Source organism: Paenibacillus nuruki, from assembly GCF_963311185.1.
GTDB lineage: Bacteria > Bacillota > Bacilli > Paenibacillales > Paenibacillaceae > Saccharibacillus > Saccharibacillus nuruki.
In genome coordinates this window covers 1,526,001-1,545,704 of sequence record NZ_OY725677.1, presented here as the reverse complement: position 1 = coordinate 1,545,704, position 19,704 = coordinate 1,526,001, and the positions used below count along the sequence as shown (strand labels likewise).

Sequence of the window (19,704 nt, the reverse complement as noted above, 5' to 3'; positions counted from 1 at the left end):
AATATCTCCTTAAAATTTATTGATAGATTCAAAAAAATCCATCATTTTCTAAATGATTATAGTATAACTTTTAAAATTAAATAAGTATAACTATTTTATGAGAAATAGAGCATTTTTAAAATTAAAGTGTTTATGTATAAATTAATAAGTTTTAAATTAGTCACCATTTTATATTATTATATTTCGATTTTGTTAAATATATTGAATATTTATAATTGTCAAAAAAGAGAACGTCTATTGATAAACGTTCTCTTTTTTTGTATTTCAATAAAAATTGCTCATAAATATTAAATAGTTACAATTTATATTTTATTATGAAATTTGATATTTGCCCTCCATCTTGCGTCTTTTCAATAAAGTAAACACAATCAACATCACTCCAAGCAATGTACAAATATTATACATCCCTGAATAGGATAACACGTCTGAGAGGGGTCCCATAATGATACTACCCAGTGACATCCCTAGATCAGCTGTTGCAATAAATAAACCTATTAATATATTACGATTATGAGTGGGTAAAACAAAACTCAAATAGGTGGTTAATGTGGGATACAGAATCGCTTGAGCGACTCCCATACATATAGCTCCTATGTATAGAACAATAGCACCAACAATGACAGAAAGACTAATCAATTGTGCAGCGATCGTTAATAATAGCAATGAGCCTACAATAAAGGAAGTATGCCATTTGCCATCAGAAGGAATCTTTTTGCGTAATGTAAATCGGGCAATCACTACAGTTGCCGCTTGAATCATCAAATACACTCCCGCACTTCCTCCGGTCAATTCTTTAGCATATAACGGAATAAAGGTTGTTACTGCCCCAAATACAACCGAAGCTGTCAACATCATCAGGCTACATGTAAAAAGAGTAGGATTGGTTACCAATTGCTTGAGTGATCCAATTGTTCCTGTTCGCTGATCTGGAGAATCTTTAGTTTCTTTAGAGGGTCTAGCATCTATCCGCGCAGTATATCCAAGTACACCTGTAAAGACCGCAATAGCGATCATCGTTATTGTAAAATACGTCATATTACCACTTTGCCAGATCCCTAGTGCTAGAAGTGGTGCAATAATACCTGGCATATAAGAACAAAGTGAATATAGCGAGATCCCTTGCGAACGATCTTTTTCAGGAAGTGCGTCTATAATTCCCATCTGCAAAGCCATGGAGAAAAATGCAGTAGATACCCCTTGTAAAATACGAGCAATCAGATAACCGCTTAATCCAGTAAATGTATACAATAGTAAAGCCACAGCATTGATGATTAAAATTAAACGAAGGATTCGAATAGGCCCATATTGTTGAATCATCTGCCCTGCCCACGGACGGAAAAACATGGTGGTTAATAAATAGGCTCCCATAATCAGACCAATCGTTGTATTGGTCGCACCCCATGCATTTCCTTGAAGTGGAATAATCACATTTAAGATCGCATTGGCACTAAAGTAACCCAACACTAAAATGTATAATCGCAAAAATGGCCAGGACATCGCTCCTGTCAATGATTTCCCCTCCTTTGATCAGACATGCCTTTTTATAAAACAATCGATGTCGCTAATAAAGTACGGCCGTAATCCGACTGTACCTGACTTAATTGATCTGTATTTAGGATCTCTTCAATCTGTCCTTGACGAAAGATAATAATACGATCACAGATATAAGCAGCGGCTTGGATATCATGAGTAATAAAGACATAGCCCATATTGTAGATGTTTTTCAGTTCTTTCAGTAGCTGAAGGACTTGTACTTGAATAGATACATCTAGTGAACTGATCGCTTCATCAAAAATTAGATATTGTGGTCTGCAAGCAATCGCTCTAGCAATACATACCCGCTGTGCTTCTCCGCCGGATAATTCATGAGGGTACCTTTTTTTGAATGAAGCATTTAAGCCTACTTGCTCTAGTAATGAATCCAGAACATAGATTGAATTGCTGTCTATATTAGTACGAAGATGGACAGATTCCATAATTGTACGCTCTACCGTAAAAAATGGATTGATCGAAGATGTATAATCTTGAAATACAGCGCTGATCTGACCTCGCCTTGTCAAACGATGTTCAACAGACTTTCCATGTAAAAGTACCTGTCCTTGATCGGGTCGCTCTATACCTAATATCATTCGTACTAATGTAGATTTACCACTGCCACTTTCTCCGATAATACCTAAAGATTCTCCTGCTTCACATGCAAAGCTCACTCCATGAAGCACCTGATGCTTCTTTTTCCATCCGATGATTCCGTTGTGATATGATTTGGTTATATTTTCAATCTGTAACATTAAGAACCCTCCATCAGTTGGCGAAAGTGATCACTTAGTGTCGCTCGGGTAGCCATTAGATAACGAGTATATTCATGCTGGGCATTTGTAAATATATGATGAGTTGTTCCTCGTTCTACTATCTCTCCTGAACGCATAATTAAGACTTCATCTGCTATTTGCCTGACCACACCCAGATCATGAGAAACAAAAATCATAGAGTTTCCAATCGTCTGACGCAATAGCAAGAATTGTTGGATCACTTCATATTGTGAAATGGTATCCAGCGCTGTTGTCGGCTCATCTGCAATAATAAGGTCTGGTTCTAATACGATAGCGAGCGCTATCATCATTCGTTGCAACATACCTCCCGATAGTTCATGCGGATATTTACGTAGTAGTTCTACTGGCTTTTGCAACATAACTCTCTGCATAGCTTTGATCATATGATCATCAGCGACACGACGTTTCCATCCCAAATGTTGACCTAGTGTTTCTCTAAAATGAACACCGACTACACAGGAAGGATCAAAAGCGCTCATTCCATTTTGCATAATCATCGCTATTTCTTTGCCTCTTTTTTGCCGTATTTCTGCTTCAGATAAAGTCGTCAGATCGATTCCTTTAAATACAATCTTGCCCGATTGAGCCAAAGATTTAGGATTTAAACGGGTCAACGCTCGGCATGTCAAAGACTTACCACTACCGCTCTCTCCTACAATCGCTAGACAACTACCCTTTCGTAATTGAAAAGAACTATCATGTATCAGTGCTTTCCCGCTGTGTTGATCCCATATGTTCAATTGTTCCACTTCAAGAATATTCATATCCGAACCTGCCACTTTTTAGATGATGTATAGGGAGAAGCTGATTGATGCAGACGAGGATCAATCGCCACTTGAAGAGCATCAGCCAAAAAGTTAAATGCAGATACCATAATGATAATAGCGATACCGGGAGCTAACATCATTTCTGGACGAGTGAACATCACTTCTCTAGCTTCATTAAGCATCATTCCCCATTCTGCATGAGGTGCTTGAATACCCAATCCTAGAAAAGAGAATCCAGATATTTGTAAAATCATCGACCCGATCGAACTACTAGCAATAACAGTTAGATCAGCAAACGTCACAGGTACCACATGTCTACGTATAATATGCCAGTTGCTAATACCCGATGCTTTGGCAAATCGAATATAATCCAATTCGGTATATTGCATAACTGACGTACGAATCACCCGAGCAAACCAAGCCCATTTGGTCAAAATAAAAGCTATGACTATATTTTCAAGTCCTACACCTAGAATACCGACAATGGCGAGTGTCATCACATAGCCCGGAAAAGACAGCATGATATCGCATATACGCATGATCCAAGCATCGACTTTGCCTTTAAAATAACCTGCTATAAAACCAAGTGCTGTCCCGATTCCTATCGAGATCAACAGTATCCATAACACTAGTAAAATACTTGGACGAATACCATAGATCAGTCGGGATAAAATACATCTACCCAATTGATCATTTCCAAGCCAGTATGACCATGTCGATCCATTATAACGAAGACTCATATTCACTGTTAACGGATCATGTGGAGCAATAATAGGTGCACATATTCCTATAACAATAACAGCTATAACAGTAACAAGTGACAGTATACCGATCCGATCATGTCGTAGATTACTCCATATATTCATTTACAGACCATTCCTTAATCTCGGATTCATTGCAGCGTTGATCATGTCAGAAATAGCATTGAATATGACAAATGAAATAGCTAGTATTAACACATAGGCTTGAATAACAGGAAAATCTCTACTCAATATCGCTCGTATACTCAAGCTACCTAACCCCGGCCAAGCAAATACATTTTCAATAACCACTGTACTGCCTAATATAATAGGAATAGCCATACAAAAAATCGATATCGCTACTTGAAGCGAATTACGTAAAATATGCATCATAACGACAGATTCTTTTAACCCTGAGGCACGTCCATATAAGACATAATCTTTGTTCATATTACTGAGCATCGAACTACGTACATTTCTAAAATAGATACCAGCATAACTGATCGTGATAATCAGCACAGGCAGAATATAACTACGGTAAGAATCCATCCCACTGGTCGGTAACCAATCTAATTGGACAGAGAAATACCAGATCATTAATGCGGCTAACCAATAAGAAGGCATCGCTGTAAGGATAAAAGCTATTCCGCGCACCGTTTTATCTACTTTTTTTCCTACTTGTAATGCACAGATCACACCTAGCACCACAGAGACAATCATAATGGCTATCGAAGAAACCAGTGTTAATTTGAACGTATTTACAAAAGCAGGTCCTAACGTAGACCATACTGGCTGATTGGTTACATAGGAATGCCCAAAGTCCAATTGAAGACAAGCCATCCCCCAATCCAGATAACGGACAAAAAAAGGACGATCCAGACCAAGTTGTTGCTCTGTTTGTCTAATCAGTTCTTCGGTAATATCAGGAATACCTTGAGCTTGCAAAACAACTACTGCTGGATTCAAAGGCGATAAGTTAATAAAAGCAAACGTAACCAGAGAAATAATGATTAATAGTAAAAAAGCTAATACCATTCGCTTTACAATATAAATACTCAATCGTAATCCCCTCTACTTTGTATTCAATTCCAATCAGAATGTATATTTATTTTTCAAAGCTCATCTGTTCAAATGGAAGTTCGTATTGCGTCTGTTTGAACGTAATGCCTTTGAGATCAGAAGGTGCGACTACTGTGATATTTCCGTTCGTAATTGGAATAAAAATAGCCTCATCATGAACAATAGTAAGTACATCGGTAAATAATTGTTGACGCGTTTGCTCATTCGTCGTCGTCATAATCTGATCAATCGTTTTATATAGCTTGGGAGCTTCAGGTATACCTTGAGTGGCGTAAAGATAAGCATTTTGTGAAGTGAATCCTGCAATCGTACTTTGTGGATCATAGGCTAATCCCCATGTCTGGTTAAACAACAGATCGTATTCACCGGTGGATCTACGATTCGCAATCGATGTTGATTCTTCTCCTGTTAGCTCAAGCTTCATGCCTATAGCTGCTGCCGCGCTTTGGATCAGTTCAGCTTCTATTTTTTGCGAAGAGGAATTGCTGTCATAATATAATTTCATTGTGAGTGGTTTGCCATTTTTAGAACGAGAACCTGTACTATCAGTAGATACCCAACCTGCACTCTCCAAAAGCGAGGCTGCTTTTTGCGGGTCATATGCCCGTTCTTGTAGTGGGATATCTGCATCATTTACATTTTTTGAAAAGAGTGTATACGCAGGTGCCTCTGTTCCTCCCATAATATCTTTACTAATCGTTTCCCGATCGACTACATACCATAATGCTTCGCGTACAGCTTGTTCGTGTACTGGACTTGCTTGGCGACTCGTATTAGCAACGATCATTTTGGTATTCATAGATTCACTTTGTACCCGTTGATACTTTCCAGATGCAATCAGTTGCTCTACTGCTTCTACATCTACGCTGTCTGCTCCACGATCATCTGTAAATGCGAAATTAACTTCACCTTTTTGCAAAGCTAGATACGTCGTTTCTCCTGCGGGTAATACTTTAGCTGTAATCATAGGGATGGTTGGAGTTCCATTCCAATAGTTCGGATTGGCTTTGAACGTTGCATATTGTTCGGGTTGATGGTCTGCCAGTATATAAGGGCCTGTACCATGATATCCATTGACTCCATCTTTAGTTTCTCCATTTTTAAAATCTTTGGGCGAAATAAAAACGTAAGGACGAGTCATAGACAGTTCTGCTAATGTTGGATAATAAGGTTCAGCTAGTACAAGTTCAACTGTATATTCATCGACTACACGACATGCTTTTATTTTGGTCGATAATTTGATCCAGGCATGCTTTTCTGAATTACGCTGTACTGCTTCTATATTTTGCTTGACCGCTTCGGCATTAAAAGGCTCACCATCATGGAATTTGACGTCTTTACGTAAATGAAACGTATAGGTTTTGCCATCCGGTGATACGTCCCAAGATTCTGCTAATAGGGGTTTGATCCCTTCTGCTGTATTTTCGACTAAAGATTCATAGACGATTCCTTGAGCAGGCATTGATCCTGCATAAAGATGAGGATTCATATCATTGATATCTTTGGCAGTCGCATAGGTGATGTTTTTTGTAGCAGTCTCTGCCTGATTATTAGGTTGATCTTTGGCTGGATTACAAGCTGTTAAAATGACGGTTAACACCATCAATATAGTGATCGATTTGAATGTTGTGATAAACAAATGATTTCGCTCCTTAATGAGTTGTCTGAATCCGATTGTAGTCTTCATCATGATGATGAATTTGAAAAGCAGTCGATAACGGTTCTTCGGGATGAGCTTCAATATACTGCTGAAGATGATATTCATAATTACGGATCAATTGATCAATCGTAGGACAAGGTGTACCTGTATGTCTGGCGAATCCTTGAATCATTTTGATCCGATAATAGTCTTCTTGTGGCATTCGAGGAATGTCTTGCTTCCCTTCTTTATTGGTAAATACCGTCCGAATCGGCACAGCTGAGAAATCAAAATACCTTCCCTTTGAATCAGGTTCTGAAAATGGATCGATTAATAGTGAAGCATATCGTACATATAAGAGATACTCTTGGTGAATCGGTTCTAAGTCTATAAAGTTCTCAATATCTTCTCTAGATAGACTTTCTGTAGCGATAGGATAATTATCATCCACCATAAATTGAAGTAAATTGATCCCTGTAATCCCCATCTGCTGTAGCAGATTCATCACTTCTTTCCATTGAGACAGCATATTGCGAATCAATGGTGGAGTGATAGGACCTTCCGGATATAATTTGTATACAAATTTGGGGACACTATGACTACCAAATACAACTTGTAAGGAAAAATCATTCATAAATAGTGCAGGATGAACATAAAGTGAGATATTTCTAGTTTCTGCTTCCAGTGGTGAAGACATCGTTTGGACTTGAATTCCCAATTGTTGATACATACGCTGTAACTCTTGAACCCGTAACGAAGATGAAGTCTGAGAACCTATATATACTTTTTTCTTTACAGCAGTCGTAATCACTTGATGAGAAGGTTCATGACCTGCCCAACGTGTGTCTCCATAATACGTAGAAAAGCTGATAATCTCTGCCTCCGGTTGAAAAGCACTTATGTAGTCAGAGACCAGATCGCCCGAGCCAAATGTGGGAGAAATCAAAAGTACACATTGGATCTGCTTCAATAGATCAGGTTGAAGTTGTTGCAAGACTTGAATATAGGTGTCTGTAGTCACTGCCAGCACAATGGTATCCCATTGTCCTGTAATCTGTTCGTACCCAGCAAATACATGATCTATACGACATTCTCCTGCGACCGATTGATGTTTTTCATTTTGAATATGTACAGAGATATGTTGATCACTTTGCGCTAAAGCTTTATACACATGATCTGCACGTGAAGACTGCCTTCCTGCAATCGCTACAACACTATGTAAATGCTGCTTGAGATTAACAGCTACTTGAATCGCCACAGGGCCTGTACCCAGAATCAATACATTTTGAAAATTATTCATGATCTACACCCTTTTGATAAATAGCAATATCAAATACTTGATCCGCATGTACAATGTTCTCAACCTGTTGCCATTTTTGTGGATCTGTCGCTAAAGAAGGAAAATTAAATAATGATTTCAACCCATTTCCATATCGCATAGCTACTACCACTTGCTGGTTTGTTAATAGATATAATCGGTCTAGAATATCGTATTTTTCCGCAACGGTTGAACTGAAAATAATATGCGTAGCTTCTTGTAAGCCCTCAAGTTGTTCAACAGGAACCGCTTTTAACTCAATATCCAGATGAGATCCTAGTCGATCAATAACAGCTTGCCCCAGATCGATCGATTCTTGATCAATATCAATACCTACCACCTTGGCTCCAGTACGTCTAGCTATAAGCATAGGTGTCATTGGAAATGAGCCTGAGCCAATCATGACTACTTTGGATAAAGACGTCACATGAAATCCGCCAAATTCTTGTTCGATGCACGATTCTATATTTTTGAAATAATCGGTCTTCTCATCTTGTCCTTCCAGAAGGTGAAGCGCGCGATATTTCTCCATAATCGCTACACATCGTGCAGATCGCATTCGTAGTGTATCCATTATAGATGTTAAAGCTTCAATATCACTGGTCTGTAATTGTTCCCACTGCTCTTTATGGTAAGGATCAATAATGAACCTTGAATAATCATCGATCAACGTCTGTAACTGTGTATCATGGGCTAACGTGTGATCATATTGAGCTATAGCTTGTTCAAATTGCTGTGAGTAATCAATCAGACTTTGTTGAAATGTGAGTAACTGTTCCATTGTTATCCCTCCAATAGATGATCCTAATTACATGTGTTACACATTAACAAAAGCTTTGCCTTGCGCCACTAAACCTACATTGCCTTCAATCTCAACCTGTTCGACGATCGTATGTTGGTAATTTGCGGTGACACGAATAGTTCCTCCCGGTTGCTTAATATCACAATCTATTCCTTTTTGATGTTTCCAAGCAAGATAGGCACCAATCGAAGCTGTTCCTGATCCACAACCTCGTTCCCAGACGATACTATCAAGTGCTGGTACATAAATAAGTGGAGCCATTTCGCCCGTTTGTGCATCATACAATAACAGACCGATTAGGCTTACATCATATTCTGTTGCTAATATCCGAATAAATGATTCTGCTTCTTTCTGTAGAGTAGTACTGAATGTCTGTACTTCTATCACAAAATGAACAGCATCCTGATAATTCAATTGTGTAGTCTGCCAGATCTTATCTTTATGAAATGTACGGTATTGAATCTGTTCTGGCACCGGCATTCTAACACGACAATAATATTGCCCTGCTTTTCGAGTGACTATACACTGGATAGGTGTATGATTACCTGATGTCTCAATCTGGATAGGCATGGCAGTCATATCGGCAATATTCTTCTCTATAGCGAGCATCACTGCAAGAGACATACAAGCATTACCGCAAAATTCACCTCCTGCCATATGTAGACATGCTTCAGCATGAGGGCTAATCGCTTGTTGAATAAAACCTACCTGTTCTGCATGTACATGATCATAAGACATCAAGTTCGCAGCAATACGGGCATGATCCTGTTGTGGATACCATGTTTTTACAAGGATAGTCATATTTTGTGTAGGACTAAACTTTACAAAATCGATCTCTTGCTTCATTGTTCACCCTCATTCCCATATATGCTTTTATTAAATAGTAATAATTACGATTATCATCTGTAAGCATATATTACAAATATTGATAGTGTCAACAAATAATTATGTTATAAGGAAATTTATTATGTAATAAATACATCTGTATAAGATATAGTTATTATGAAAAAAAGCGACTATCCGGATAGGTTCTTTATACCGGATAGTCGCTTTTTTGCTATGGATACATCATAGGTACTGGGTATACGAATTACTCATCGGCTCCAATATTTACTGCACTACCAGATACCCGATTTTGCCCGTCAATATCAGCAGTTCCTATAATAGCTGTATCGGTTGATCCTTTATCTACAGCAGGTGAAGTTGCCTGAATATGATAATTATCTGCACTTACATTTACAAACTTAGGATCTGCGAAGATGGAATGAGCATCATTACCTGATCCTGATTTGTAAGCTGCAAATCCGTTATACTCTTTGTTTTTCCAAATCCAAAATGTAGAATCACTACTACCTGAAGCAAAGTACAAATTGTAGTCAACGACATTACCTGAATTTTTGGTATACGGATTTGTGATCAAAGCATTTGAAGCACCAGCTACCATAATATTGTTTTTGATAATGTTATTGGAAGTATCGTATTGTACTAATAATTGTCCATTATCGTCACCTAATGTATCGTTTTTGTACAGCGTATTATTCACGATTTTGGAGTTAGTGGTTGAACCACGACCTGTATCATATCCACCCATAGCAATACCAGTTAAGCGGTTTTTATAGACCATATTGCTACGAACTGTAATATTGTCGGTTGCTTTGCCTGCATGTTCAGAAGCAATTTCGATACCGATATCGTTGTTGTAACTATAGTTACGCTCAATAATCGTATCTTTCCCACCATCGACATAAATACCATCTGCGGAATTGGTGTTATTAGGTACAGGACCATAAGATACATTATTATTAGACGTAATATTATACACTTTATTACCTTGAATCAATCCATTACGAGCTTGATCATAAGCAACTGTTGGAGACTTGCCTTCGAATCCAATCACATCAATCCCAATGTTGTCTGCATCATGGATCGTATTATTGAGGATTGAAAATGTATCTACATTCCCGTTTACAACTAATGCTTCACTTGTACCTAACACTAAATTATATAATTCATTTCCGCTGATTGTCAGATTATTAATTGAAGCTGGAGCTTGGGTTCCATAGACAGCAATACCATGAGCATCACGTCCTAACCAGATGTCTCCACTTGATGTAGATGTAGGTGTAGCTGTACTTTTGATATCATGGATTTTGTTATTGAGTAATTTGATATTGCTTCCTTTACCATGGACATAGATACCAATCGGTAGCAAATCTTTAGTCGCTGTTTTGTAATTGCTAAGTTCCAACCCTTGAATCGTAATGTAATCCGCATTTTGAATATCGATTAATCCTTCTAATCCTGTAACACTTAATCCTGTTCCATCAATGATAGGTTTTTCAGAAGCATAGTTGCTAAAAGTGATAGCTCCTGTAGAAGAGCCTGATTTGGTGATTTTCAGCTTCTGATTATACGTACCTCCACGAATATAGACAGTACTTCCCGCTGTAGCTACATCTGCGGCATGTTGCAGTGTTTTCCAGGGAGCACTCAATGTCCCTGCATTAGAATCACTACCACTGGTGGATACATAATATTGCGTTTCTGCGGCTACCGCTTGAGAAGTATTCCACTGAATACCTGTGGTTACTAACAACACCATACTTGCGCCTAGCACTACTTTTTTGATGGACTTGAACACTTCTTCATCAGCTCCTCTGAAATAGTGAATTGCGATACATTAACGTTGTTGCTTACCCCTTGTATAGCAGAATAAGTATGACAAGCTCACCTCCTTTAAAGAATAAATACGTTAAGAATGACTCATCTGTATATGGTCTATCTGCTGTAAAGTCGGTAAAGCGCCTGTACCCCCTACTCCTTGAGTAGATAAAGCGCCACAAGCATTTGCAAATTCTAATAGAGTGGCTCTTCGATAACCTTGTAAATATCCATAAATGATCCCGGCATTGAAGCAGTCTCCTGCTCCTGTCGTATCAATAGGCGTCACCGGATAAGAGCGAATGGTTAGCGGCTGCCTGGTTGTATCAACAAGTAAAGAACCCTGAGAACCTAATTTTACGATCACATCGCCTACAAGATCAGGTAATTTGGTAATAACTTCTTCCATGTGTGAAGTGTTATATATATGCAATATCTCTTCTTCACTTGGAATAAACAAGTTAGTGGTTGTTAATAATTGTTCGATTCCTGAACGATCCCATAGATTGCGAATGTCCCAACCGGTATCAAAAGAAGTGCTTACGCCTAGTTGCTGTGCCTGTGCAAACAATGTTGACCAATGCTCTCTCATCTGATCTTGCAAATAGTAGGAACCGAAGTGTAAATGATCAGCTTCACGAAGTAATGATTCCGGAACCATATCAGGTGTAACACATGGAATACTTCCAGGATAGGTGACAAGGCCACGATCAGATGAAGTAGAAAATGATAATGTCACTCCTGTTTGGATATCTGAACGTGTATGAATATGATCTGTGTTTACACCCATTCGCTGTAATTCTTGTATACAAAATTCTCCAAAATAATCTGCTCCCACTACACTTACAAATATTACTTCAACGCCAAGACTAGCGAGTGCACAAGCCGTAATTGCTGAAGATGATCCCAAAACGATTTCGAATTGATTAGCTATCTTTTCTCGATTCCATTCCGGTACAATATCTTCTCCGGTTAAAATCATATCGACATTCAATTCGCCAACCACAACAACACTTGCAACGGGTGTATGTGATGCTTTAGTCTTCATCATTATTTCATATTCGGGATAAATTCCCGTTCCACTTCATATAATTCATCGAACATATTGCTAATTTCTTCAAGTGAACATACGGCTGCTGTTAATGGATCAGACATCAATGCATGACGTGCCATTTCTTTATCGTTACCGAGTACAGCACCTACAGCTAATTCAAAAAATGCCATATTCGAGCGACACAGCGCAGCTAGATGTTCAGGTAGACTGCCGAACTGACAAGGATTAATTCCATTACCATCAATCATACAAGCCACTTCGACAACACCATTTTGCGGTAAATTGTGAATCAGCCCTTGGTTAGGTATATTGCCATAAATCACTTTAGGTTCATTTTTCAGCATAGCTTCTATAATAACCGCTGCATACTCATTACTATTTTTCAATTCGATAGGTAAAGTACCTTCTAGTTGTTGTAAGATACGCTCATCGTTTTCTTTTCTCCAGATGGGCCAGTTATCTGCATAAAATCCTGTTGCACCGTTATATCCTGTATTGCAGTGCTGATCAATTAATTCCTGACGTTTGCGATAATAAGGAATATATTCAGAAAAGTGTCCGCTGGATTCAGATACAAAAGCACCTAAGTATTTCATTGCGTCTAAGCGGACAGGATCTTGACGCAGTAACTCTTCGTCTTTTATCTTTTCCAGTAATACAGGGTACAAGTCTTGACCTTTATGCTTGAGTTCAACGAACCATGACATATGATTAATACCACCTGCTCGCCATTCTAATTCGTTGTAAGGTACACCTGCATACTCTGCTAATTGACTGGATGTGTTCTGAATCGAGTGACATAGACCGACTACCGGAAGTTCTGTAATCCGTGAAGTGAGTAACGTAACTGCTGACATCGGGTTCGTATAATTCAAAATGGTTGCCTGAGGAGCAAGGTCTTCAATATCTCTCACAATATCGATCCAGCTTGGGAGCGTGCGCAACGTTTTGAACAAACCACCGGGTCCAAGCGTATCTCCTATACACTGATTTACATTGTATTTAAGAGGAATCTCATACTCGTACCTTACATTTTGCAGTCCACCGACTTCAATCTGATTAATTACAAATTGAGAGCCACCAATGACTTCACGTCGATCGGTAGAAGCGATAACTTTCCAACGATTACCTGTCATTTCAATCAACTTTTCGACCATACGACGAGCAATATCCAGACGCTTTGCATCAAGATCGACTAAAGCAATTGTTCCTCCATCGATTCCTTCTATTTTCAAGATATCTGTAGTGATATCCTGTGTAAAAGCACTACCTGCACCAATAATAGATATTTTTGTCATTATAATTCGTCCTCTCTGTATGTCGATTATGATGGAATATTGTTATTTCATACCTGTCATGGTTAAGCCTTTGATAAATTGCTTTTGGAAAATAAGGAAAACAATCATTACAGGTAAAGTAATTAAGACGGCAGCAGACATCACAACATTGTAATTGATCACATGAGTTCCGTTAAAATATACAAGTGCCAGAGGCACAGTCATATGATCGGTATCATTCAATACGATTAATGGCCATAGATAATTGTTCCATGCATTCATGAATGTAAAGATACCAAGCGCTGATAACATCGGCAAAATCAGAGGAGCAATAATGCGAATCATCAATCGCAATTCACCAGCACCATCTATCCGCGCAGCATCTAGCAAGTCCTGCGGGATATCTTCAATAAACTGTTTGGCTAAGAACACTCCATACGAACTAACAAGGTTAGGCAAAATAATAGCGGCTAAATGATCAATCAATCCAAGTCTTGCAGTGATCAGATAGGTGGGAATCATAATCACTTGAAAAGGAATCATCATCGTTGCCAGAATCAACATAAATAAAATGCGTTTGCCTTTAAATTGATGCTTAGCAAAAACGTAGCCGGCAAGTGCACTTGTAAACAGTGTAATGATGGTAATAATGACTGCTGAAATAGCGCTATTCCACATCCATTTCACAAATGGAGCATCTTCAAATACAGTGAAATATCCTTCTAATGTCGGATGATTTGGAAAAAAACTTCCCTGACCTGACATGATATCCATATTGCTTTTGAAAGAAGATACTACCATCCATAGATAGGGAACCATCATTGCTACTGCTGTCACGATTAGAAACACCAATACGATCGAATCCAACCATGGACTTTTTCGTTGCATCTGTATCTCCTCCTCTTATTGTTCCCAGCTAGAACGTCCTAATCGGAACTGAATTAATGTAACGATTAAAATGATGATCAAGAATATAGTTGCCATTGCCGAAGCATAGCCCATATTGGAATTGGAAAAAGCTTGATCATAAATATTAAGCGCTAAGACTCTTGTTTCGTTAAACGGCTCTCCTTTGGTCATAATCTGGAATTGTGGAAATGCTTGAAAATACGAAATCACTGTAGTGATCGTTACAAATAGCATCGTTCTGCGCAATAACGGCAAGGTGACAAAAAAGAACAAATGCCAGCGATTAGCGCCATCCAGAATAGCCGCCTCATAATACATATCAGCAATAGAATCTCTGCCTGCTATAAATAGCACGATATTATAGCCAATATCTGCCCAGAGCGTCATCATAATAACCGATAACAAGGCATACTTGGGATCACTTAACCAGTGAACAGGAGCAATATGTAGCTGACCCAGAATCACATTGAACAATCCACTGTCATAATTCAAAATAGTTGTCCAAACAATTGCCGTTCCCGCTAGTGGAGCAATAGCCGGTAAAAAGAACAGCGTGCGAAATAAATTTTTAAGCCATTGGATTCGTATTGCATAGATCGCACTTGCAATAACTAAGGTGATCAAAATATTGCTGATGACAGTAATACCAACGAATTTAAAAGTGATCCAGAGCGATTTTAGAAAGACTGCATCTTGAAATAACAATGCATAATTTCTGATGCCTATAAAAACAGCATGATTACTGAGCGGACTATAATCATAAAAAGATAACAACAAACTCCAAGCAATCGGCAGAAAAGCAAATACTCCAAAAAGAAGTAGAATCGGGGCTAGAGCAATACGTACAAACCATTTCTCATTTTGATATGAACGAGTGGTTCCTTTATCGAATGTTCTTTTACTGGTATTTCCAGCTTCGATACTTTTATTCATTCGCTATTCACCTCGATTACTTGTGTTGGTCTTGACTTGAATTGATTGATTTTTCTATATTACCTAGACCTGTTTCCACGGTGATCTGTCCGCTTACAATCAACTGAAAGTTATCATTAATCTGTTTAAAGAAATAATCTCGATCTGCAATAGGACCCATCCATTGACCATACTTCAAAATATCAAGCGGTGCTTTCATGTATGGATTCTTCTTCAAAAATTCAGGATTATTCGCGACTTCTTTTTTGGCAGGTACCGTAAATGTACTTATATTCCATTGAAGGAGATTTTCATTTTCGCTTAGAAATTGAATGAAACTTAAAGCTTGCTTCTGTATTTCACTTTTACTGGCTACCACTACACCCCATCCTGATTCTGCTGCGAAATAAGGATTCTCATTCGTAAATGAAGGAACAGGGACATACTCAAAATCTTTCATCTTATAGTTATCCAGTCCAGAAGCAACTGTCCAAGGACCACGATAAGTCATAGCAGAATTGCCACGGAAAAAGTAATCTGAACTATCCAATTGACCGCCAAAAACAGAAAGATCAGTTACTTTATCTACACTAACTAAAGAAGTAAGCGTATTCATTGCTCGGATAGCTTCTGGAGTTTGAAAGCTTACATGGTTATCGGTTCCCCAGTACTTTCCATTCTGTTGCAAAATCATGGAGAGAAAGGTAAACGTAATATTGTCTAAAGAAACAAAATCAAATCCCTTGATTTGAATGCCATTATCATTACGTACCGTTAATGTTTTGGCACTTTCCACTAAATCAGCCCATGTTTTGGGTGGATACTCTAGCCCTTTATTTTTGAACATTTCAGGATGGAGTAACATGCCTCCATTTTCGAGGTTATATTCAAGTGGTAAACCGTACAACTTGCCATTGTATTGATAAGCTCCTAATGGGGCTGGATAATACTCTTTGCTGATCTTGTCGATATCAGGAACTTCAGTCAGCGCTCCATTTTTACTATACTCTGGAACCCATGTACCAAACATCTCAGCTACATCGGGAGGGTTTTGTGCAGAAAAAGAGGCTTTAAGTTTTTGATTATAAACGTCATATGGAAAGGTCTGAAATTCAATTTCGATATCGGGGTGCTTGGCTTCATAAGCTTTGATCAGCTTGTTATATGCATCATTCATTGCACTTTCTTGATGTGCCCAAAATACGATTTTAGTTTTACCAGAGGAGCCTACATTTTTAGAATTCGATGCACATCCTGCTAGCATCACAGTAATCAAGATCAGTAAGATGAAATGGTTCAAAACCTTAGTAGGCATATTTATGAATTCCCCCTTTCAAATTCAGTACTCTTACATGCTCTATTTCTATTACCTATAGTGTATAGACAAAAGTTGGATATTCGAGCTAAGCAACCTTGTCTATACGTAATAACAGCTATATGATCAGATGGATATCCCAATCATTAGACAAGTTGTAGTTGAACATGTTCTTTCTCACATAATTGCTGTAACCAAGAATCAGGATGTACATTAGTGATAATACCGGTCACTTCTTTTAAAGGCATAATCGTAAATAAAGCTGTTTTCTCAAGTTTACTTTGGTCGAACACAGCATATACTTCACTAGAACGCTCACTCAATTGCTGAGCAATGCGTACTTCTAATTCAGAATGCATAGTAAACCCTCGTTCAGATGCGACACCATCTACACCCAAGAACATTTTGCTCAAATTAATCTTCTGAATAACACTTTCAGCTAAAGGGCCAATTAATTCATAACTTTGTGAGCGCATCACACCACCTGTTAGAACCACTTGGATTCCTTCAGCATCTGCTAATTCAAAAGCAATATTAACGGCATTTGTAACAACAGTGATATTTTTGCGATGCTTCAATTCCATAGCGATCAAAAAAGTAGTTGTACCGCCTGTAAGACCAATAACATCACCATCAACGACTAATGCCGCCGCCGCTTCTGCGATTTTTTGCTTATCTGGTTGCTGAGCTAGCTGTTTATCGACAAATGGAACTTCATCCTGACTGATTTTGCTTCCACCCTCGTAGACGGCTCCGCCAATCGTACGAATCAGATGTCCTTCTTTCTCCATAAGATCTAGATCACGTCTAGCTGTAGCTTCAGAGCAACCGATAACGCTAGTAATTTCTTGGACAGATATTTTCCCATTCTTTTTGATCATATCCATAATTTTTGTTCGTCGTAATTCACTTTTAGAATACTCCATTTCTGCAATCTCCTTTGATTGTTATGAGCATTATTCATATAATTCTGCTCTTTTTAATCATTTTGTATGATTACAGAATGAATTGCAAGTATTTATGATCGGTTCATACGGTTCACCTTTTATAAAGGAATCACCTGAACAGCAGATTCTAACTCCAAGTAAGTAGCATAATCCATATCGCCTGCTTTTTCAGATAAAGCATTTGCACTAGCAACAGCAGAAGCTAACTTTAACTGTTGTATAGGGTCGTACTGTCTTAATGTGGCAAATGCCATGCCTGCTACAAAAGCATCACCGCATCCTACCGTATTAATGGCTTGAATAGACGGAGATATCACTTGATACACTTGCTTATTGATGATTGCAATCGCTCCCTGACTTCCTCGTGTAATACAGACATTCTCTATCCCATGATTAATAAGAAGCCATGCTGTATCAATATATTGCTGATCTGTTGTCAGCGAAGTATTGCTCCACTGTTCTAACTCATGTTGGTTCGGTTTGATAAAATAAGGCTTAGCTTGAATTGAATCTGTAAAAGCGGCTCCACTTGTATCCAAAAAAGCATGTGCACCTGCCTGTTGTACAATTTCGATCAGTTCAGCATATCCATTCGTTGCGACTCCTTGAGGTAAACTCCCTGAAAAAACAATAATCGTAGACAACTGTGAAAGTTGTTGTATTTTCTGCTTAATGGCTATCCATTGCGATGAAGAAATCGTAAGCCCCGGTTCTAAAAGTTCAGTAGAAGCATGTTGACTGGATTCATCAATAATATTAAGACATATTCTCGATTCACCTGATGTTATAACAAAATCTGTGCTTATTTTGCGTGTTTGTAGCAAATGGTCTATTAGTTGTCCATTGTCTCCTCCTATACAACCAGAAGCAGTCACTTCACCACCTAATAATTTGATCATTTTGGCTACGTTATTTCCTTTACCACCTGGTTCTGTTAGTACACGTCTGACCCGATTAACCTGATTGGTCGCAAATGAATCCATATAATACGTTTTATCGACTGCTGCATTCAATGTCACCGTAGTAATCATTGTAGAACGCCAGCTTTACCTGCCGATCCGCATAAGCCGATTTTTTGCATGGCTAATTGTTTAACTGCTTCTTTGGCAGGAATCATATATTTACGTGGATCGTTTTCTGAAGGATTTTCGTCAAAAACGTGCTTAATCGCATCAGAGAACGCGATACGTAATTCAGTAGCGACATTCATTTTGGACATCCCTAGAGCAACGGCTCGCTTCACTTGTTCTGCTGGAATACCTGAACCTCCGTGAAGAACCAATGGGATATCGACCAATGCTGCAATTTTCTCGATTCGTTCAAAATCAATATGAGGGTCACCTTTATAAATACCATGTGCTGTTCCGATCGCAGGTGCTAATGTAAGTACTCCGGTTTGTTTTACAAATTTCAGACATTCTTCAGGATCTGCTAATAGAGCATCTTTTTCATCAACGACGATATCGTCTTCTACCCCTCCTACTTTGCCAAGTTCTGCTTCTACATTTACACCAGCAGCAGTTGCTACTTCCATGACTTTGCTAGTGATGGCTACATTATCATCATAAGGATGCATAGAAGCGTCAATCATGACCGAGGTATAACCTGCTCGTATACATTCAATAATAAGATTGAACTCTGTACAGTGATCCAAATGAAGAGCGATCGGAATAGAAGATTGATTAGCAGCAACCGTCGCTGCTTCGACTAAATACTTAGCTCCTAAGTGACGAACAGTGCCCACCGTCGATTGAATAATAAGTGGAGACTCCATTTCTGTAGCAGCATCTACAACAGCCTGTAGCATTTCCAAAGTATGTACATTGAAAGCAGCTACAGCATATTGATGTTCTCTTGCCTTTTGGAGCATAACAGTGGATGAAATAATTGGCATATTAGCATCTCCCTAATGATTGAATAAATCATATAATTTGATCCTTTAGATCATTTTTT

18 protein-coding genes are annotated in these 19,704 nt (G+C 38.5%); all 18 read right to left on the bottom strand.

Annotation, left to right across the window (positions count from 1 at the left end; genetic code table 11):
* Positions 1 to 312 precede the first annotated feature (312 nt).
* On the bottom strand, positions 313 to 1,509 hold the full coding sequence (cntE, locus tag RCP16_RS06935; RefSeq protein ID WP_308641985.1) for a staphylopine family metallophore export MFS transporter CntE: 1,197 nt from the start codon (positions 1,507 to 1,509) through the stop codon (positions 313 to 315).
* Between the two features lie 32 nt (positions 1,510 to 1,541).
* Entirely contained in the window at positions 1,542 to 2,288 is a 747-nt protein-coding gene (locus RCP16_RS06930; RefSeq protein ID WP_308641984.1) for an ABC transporter ATP-binding protein, read from the bottom strand.
* On the bottom strand, positions 2,288 to 3,094 hold the full coding sequence (gene cntD / locus RCP16_RS06925; RefSeq protein WP_308641983.1) for a staphylopine uptake ABC transporter ATP-binding protein CntD: 807 nt from the start codon (positions 3,092 to 3,094) through the stop codon (positions 2,288 to 2,290). Before cntD ends, RCP16_RS06930 begins: the two co-directional genes overlap by 1 nt.
* A complete protein-coding gene (gene cntC, locus RCP16_RS06920) occupies positions 3,091 to 3,963 on the bottom strand; it encodes a staphylopine uptake ABC transporter permease subunit CntC (RefSeq protein ID WP_308641982.1) in 873 nt (290 codons plus the stop codon). Before cntC ends, cntD begins: the two co-directional genes overlap by 4 nt.
* Positions 3,964 to 4,896, bottom strand: coding sequence for a nickel/cobalt ABC transporter permease (gene opp1B, locus RCP16_RS06915; RefSeq protein ID WP_308641981.1), 933 nt, complete (start codon positions 4,894 to 4,896; stop codon positions 3,964 to 3,966).
* Positions 4,897 to 4,942: 46 nt separating this feature from the next.
* Positions 4,943 to 6,556, bottom strand: coding sequence for a staphylopine-dependent metal ABC transporter substrate-binding lipoprotein (gene cntA, locus RCP16_RS06910; RefSeq protein WP_442789687.1), 1,614 nt, complete (start codon positions 6,554 to 6,556; stop codon positions 4,943 to 4,945).
* Positions 6,557 to 6,569: 13 nt separating this feature from the next.
* On the bottom strand, positions 6,570 to 7,856 hold the full coding sequence (locus RCP16_RS06905) for an opine metallophore biosynthesis dehydrogenase (protein ID WP_308641980.1): 1,287 nt from the start codon (positions 7,854 to 7,856) through the stop codon (positions 6,570 to 6,572).
* On the bottom strand, positions 7,849 to 8,655 hold the full coding sequence (locus RCP16_RS06900; RefSeq protein ID WP_308641979.1) for a class I SAM-dependent methyltransferase: 807 nt from the start codon (positions 8,653 to 8,655) through the stop codon (positions 7,849 to 7,851). The genes RCP16_RS06905 and RCP16_RS06900 overlap by 8 nt, the downstream gene beginning before the upstream one ends.
* Before the next feature lie 36 nt (positions 8,656 to 8,691).
* Positions 8,692 to 9,522, bottom strand: coding sequence for a histidine racemase CntK family protein (locus tag RCP16_RS06895; protein WP_308641978.1), 831 nt, complete (start codon positions 9,520 to 9,522; stop codon positions 8,692 to 8,694).
* 244 nt (positions 9,523 to 9,766) lie between these two features.
* Entirely contained in the window at positions 9,767 to 11,278 is a 1,512-nt protein-coding gene (locus RCP16_RS06890; protein WP_308642455.1) for a right-handed parallel beta-helix repeat-containing protein, read from the bottom strand.
* A gap of 150 nt (positions 11,279 to 11,428) precedes the next feature.
* Positions 11,429 to 12,388 carry a carbohydrate kinase family protein gene (locus RCP16_RS06885; RefSeq protein ID WP_308641977.1) on the bottom strand — a complete coding sequence of 320 codons (960 nt, stop codon included), beginning with the start codon at positions 12,386 to 12,388 and terminating at the stop codon, positions 11,429 to 11,431.
* A complete protein-coding gene (gene melA / locus RCP16_RS06880; RefSeq protein WP_308641976.1) occupies positions 12,388 to 13,689 on the bottom strand; it encodes an alpha-galactosidase in 1,302 nt (433 codons plus the stop codon). Before melA ends, RCP16_RS06885 begins: the two co-directional genes overlap by 1 nt.
* A 42-nt stretch (positions 13,690 to 13,731) precedes the next feature.
* Positions 13,732 to 14,556 carry a carbohydrate ABC transporter permease gene (locus RCP16_RS06875; RefSeq protein ID WP_069327117.1) on the bottom strand — a complete coding sequence of 275 codons (825 nt, stop codon included), beginning with the start codon at positions 14,554 to 14,556 and terminating at the stop codon, positions 13,732 to 13,734.
* Between the two features lie 15 nt (positions 14,557 to 14,571).
* Positions 14,572 to 15,510, bottom strand: coding sequence for a carbohydrate ABC transporter permease (locus RCP16_RS06870; RefSeq protein ID WP_308641975.1), 939 nt, complete (start codon positions 15,508 to 15,510; stop codon positions 14,572 to 14,574).
* A gap of 16 nt (positions 15,511 to 15,526) precedes the next feature.
* Positions 15,527 to 16,804, bottom strand: a complete 1,278-nt coding sequence (locus RCP16_RS06865; protein ID WP_308641974.1) for an ABC transporter substrate-binding protein — start codon at positions 16,802 to 16,804, stop codon at positions 15,527 to 15,529.
* 146 nt (positions 16,805 to 16,950) lie between these two features.
* Entirely contained in the window at positions 16,951 to 17,730 is a 780-nt protein-coding gene (locus RCP16_RS06860; RefSeq protein ID WP_069327119.1) for a DeoR/GlpR family DNA-binding transcription regulator, read from the bottom strand.
* Between the two features lie 119 nt (positions 17,731 to 17,849).
* Positions 17,850 to 18,782, bottom strand: coding sequence for a 1-phosphofructokinase family hexose kinase (locus tag RCP16_RS06855; protein ID WP_308641973.1), 933 nt, complete (start codon positions 18,780 to 18,782; stop codon positions 17,850 to 17,852).
* Positions 18,779 to 19,645 (bottom strand): class II fructose-1,6-bisphosphate aldolase, encoded by an 867-nt coding sequence (gene fba / locus RCP16_RS06850; protein WP_137221773.1) that lies wholly within the window; start codon positions 19,643 to 19,645, stop codon positions 18,779 to 18,781. The genes RCP16_RS06855 and fba overlap by 4 nt, the downstream gene beginning before the upstream one ends.
* Positions 19,646 to 19,704 lie beyond the last annotated feature (59 nt).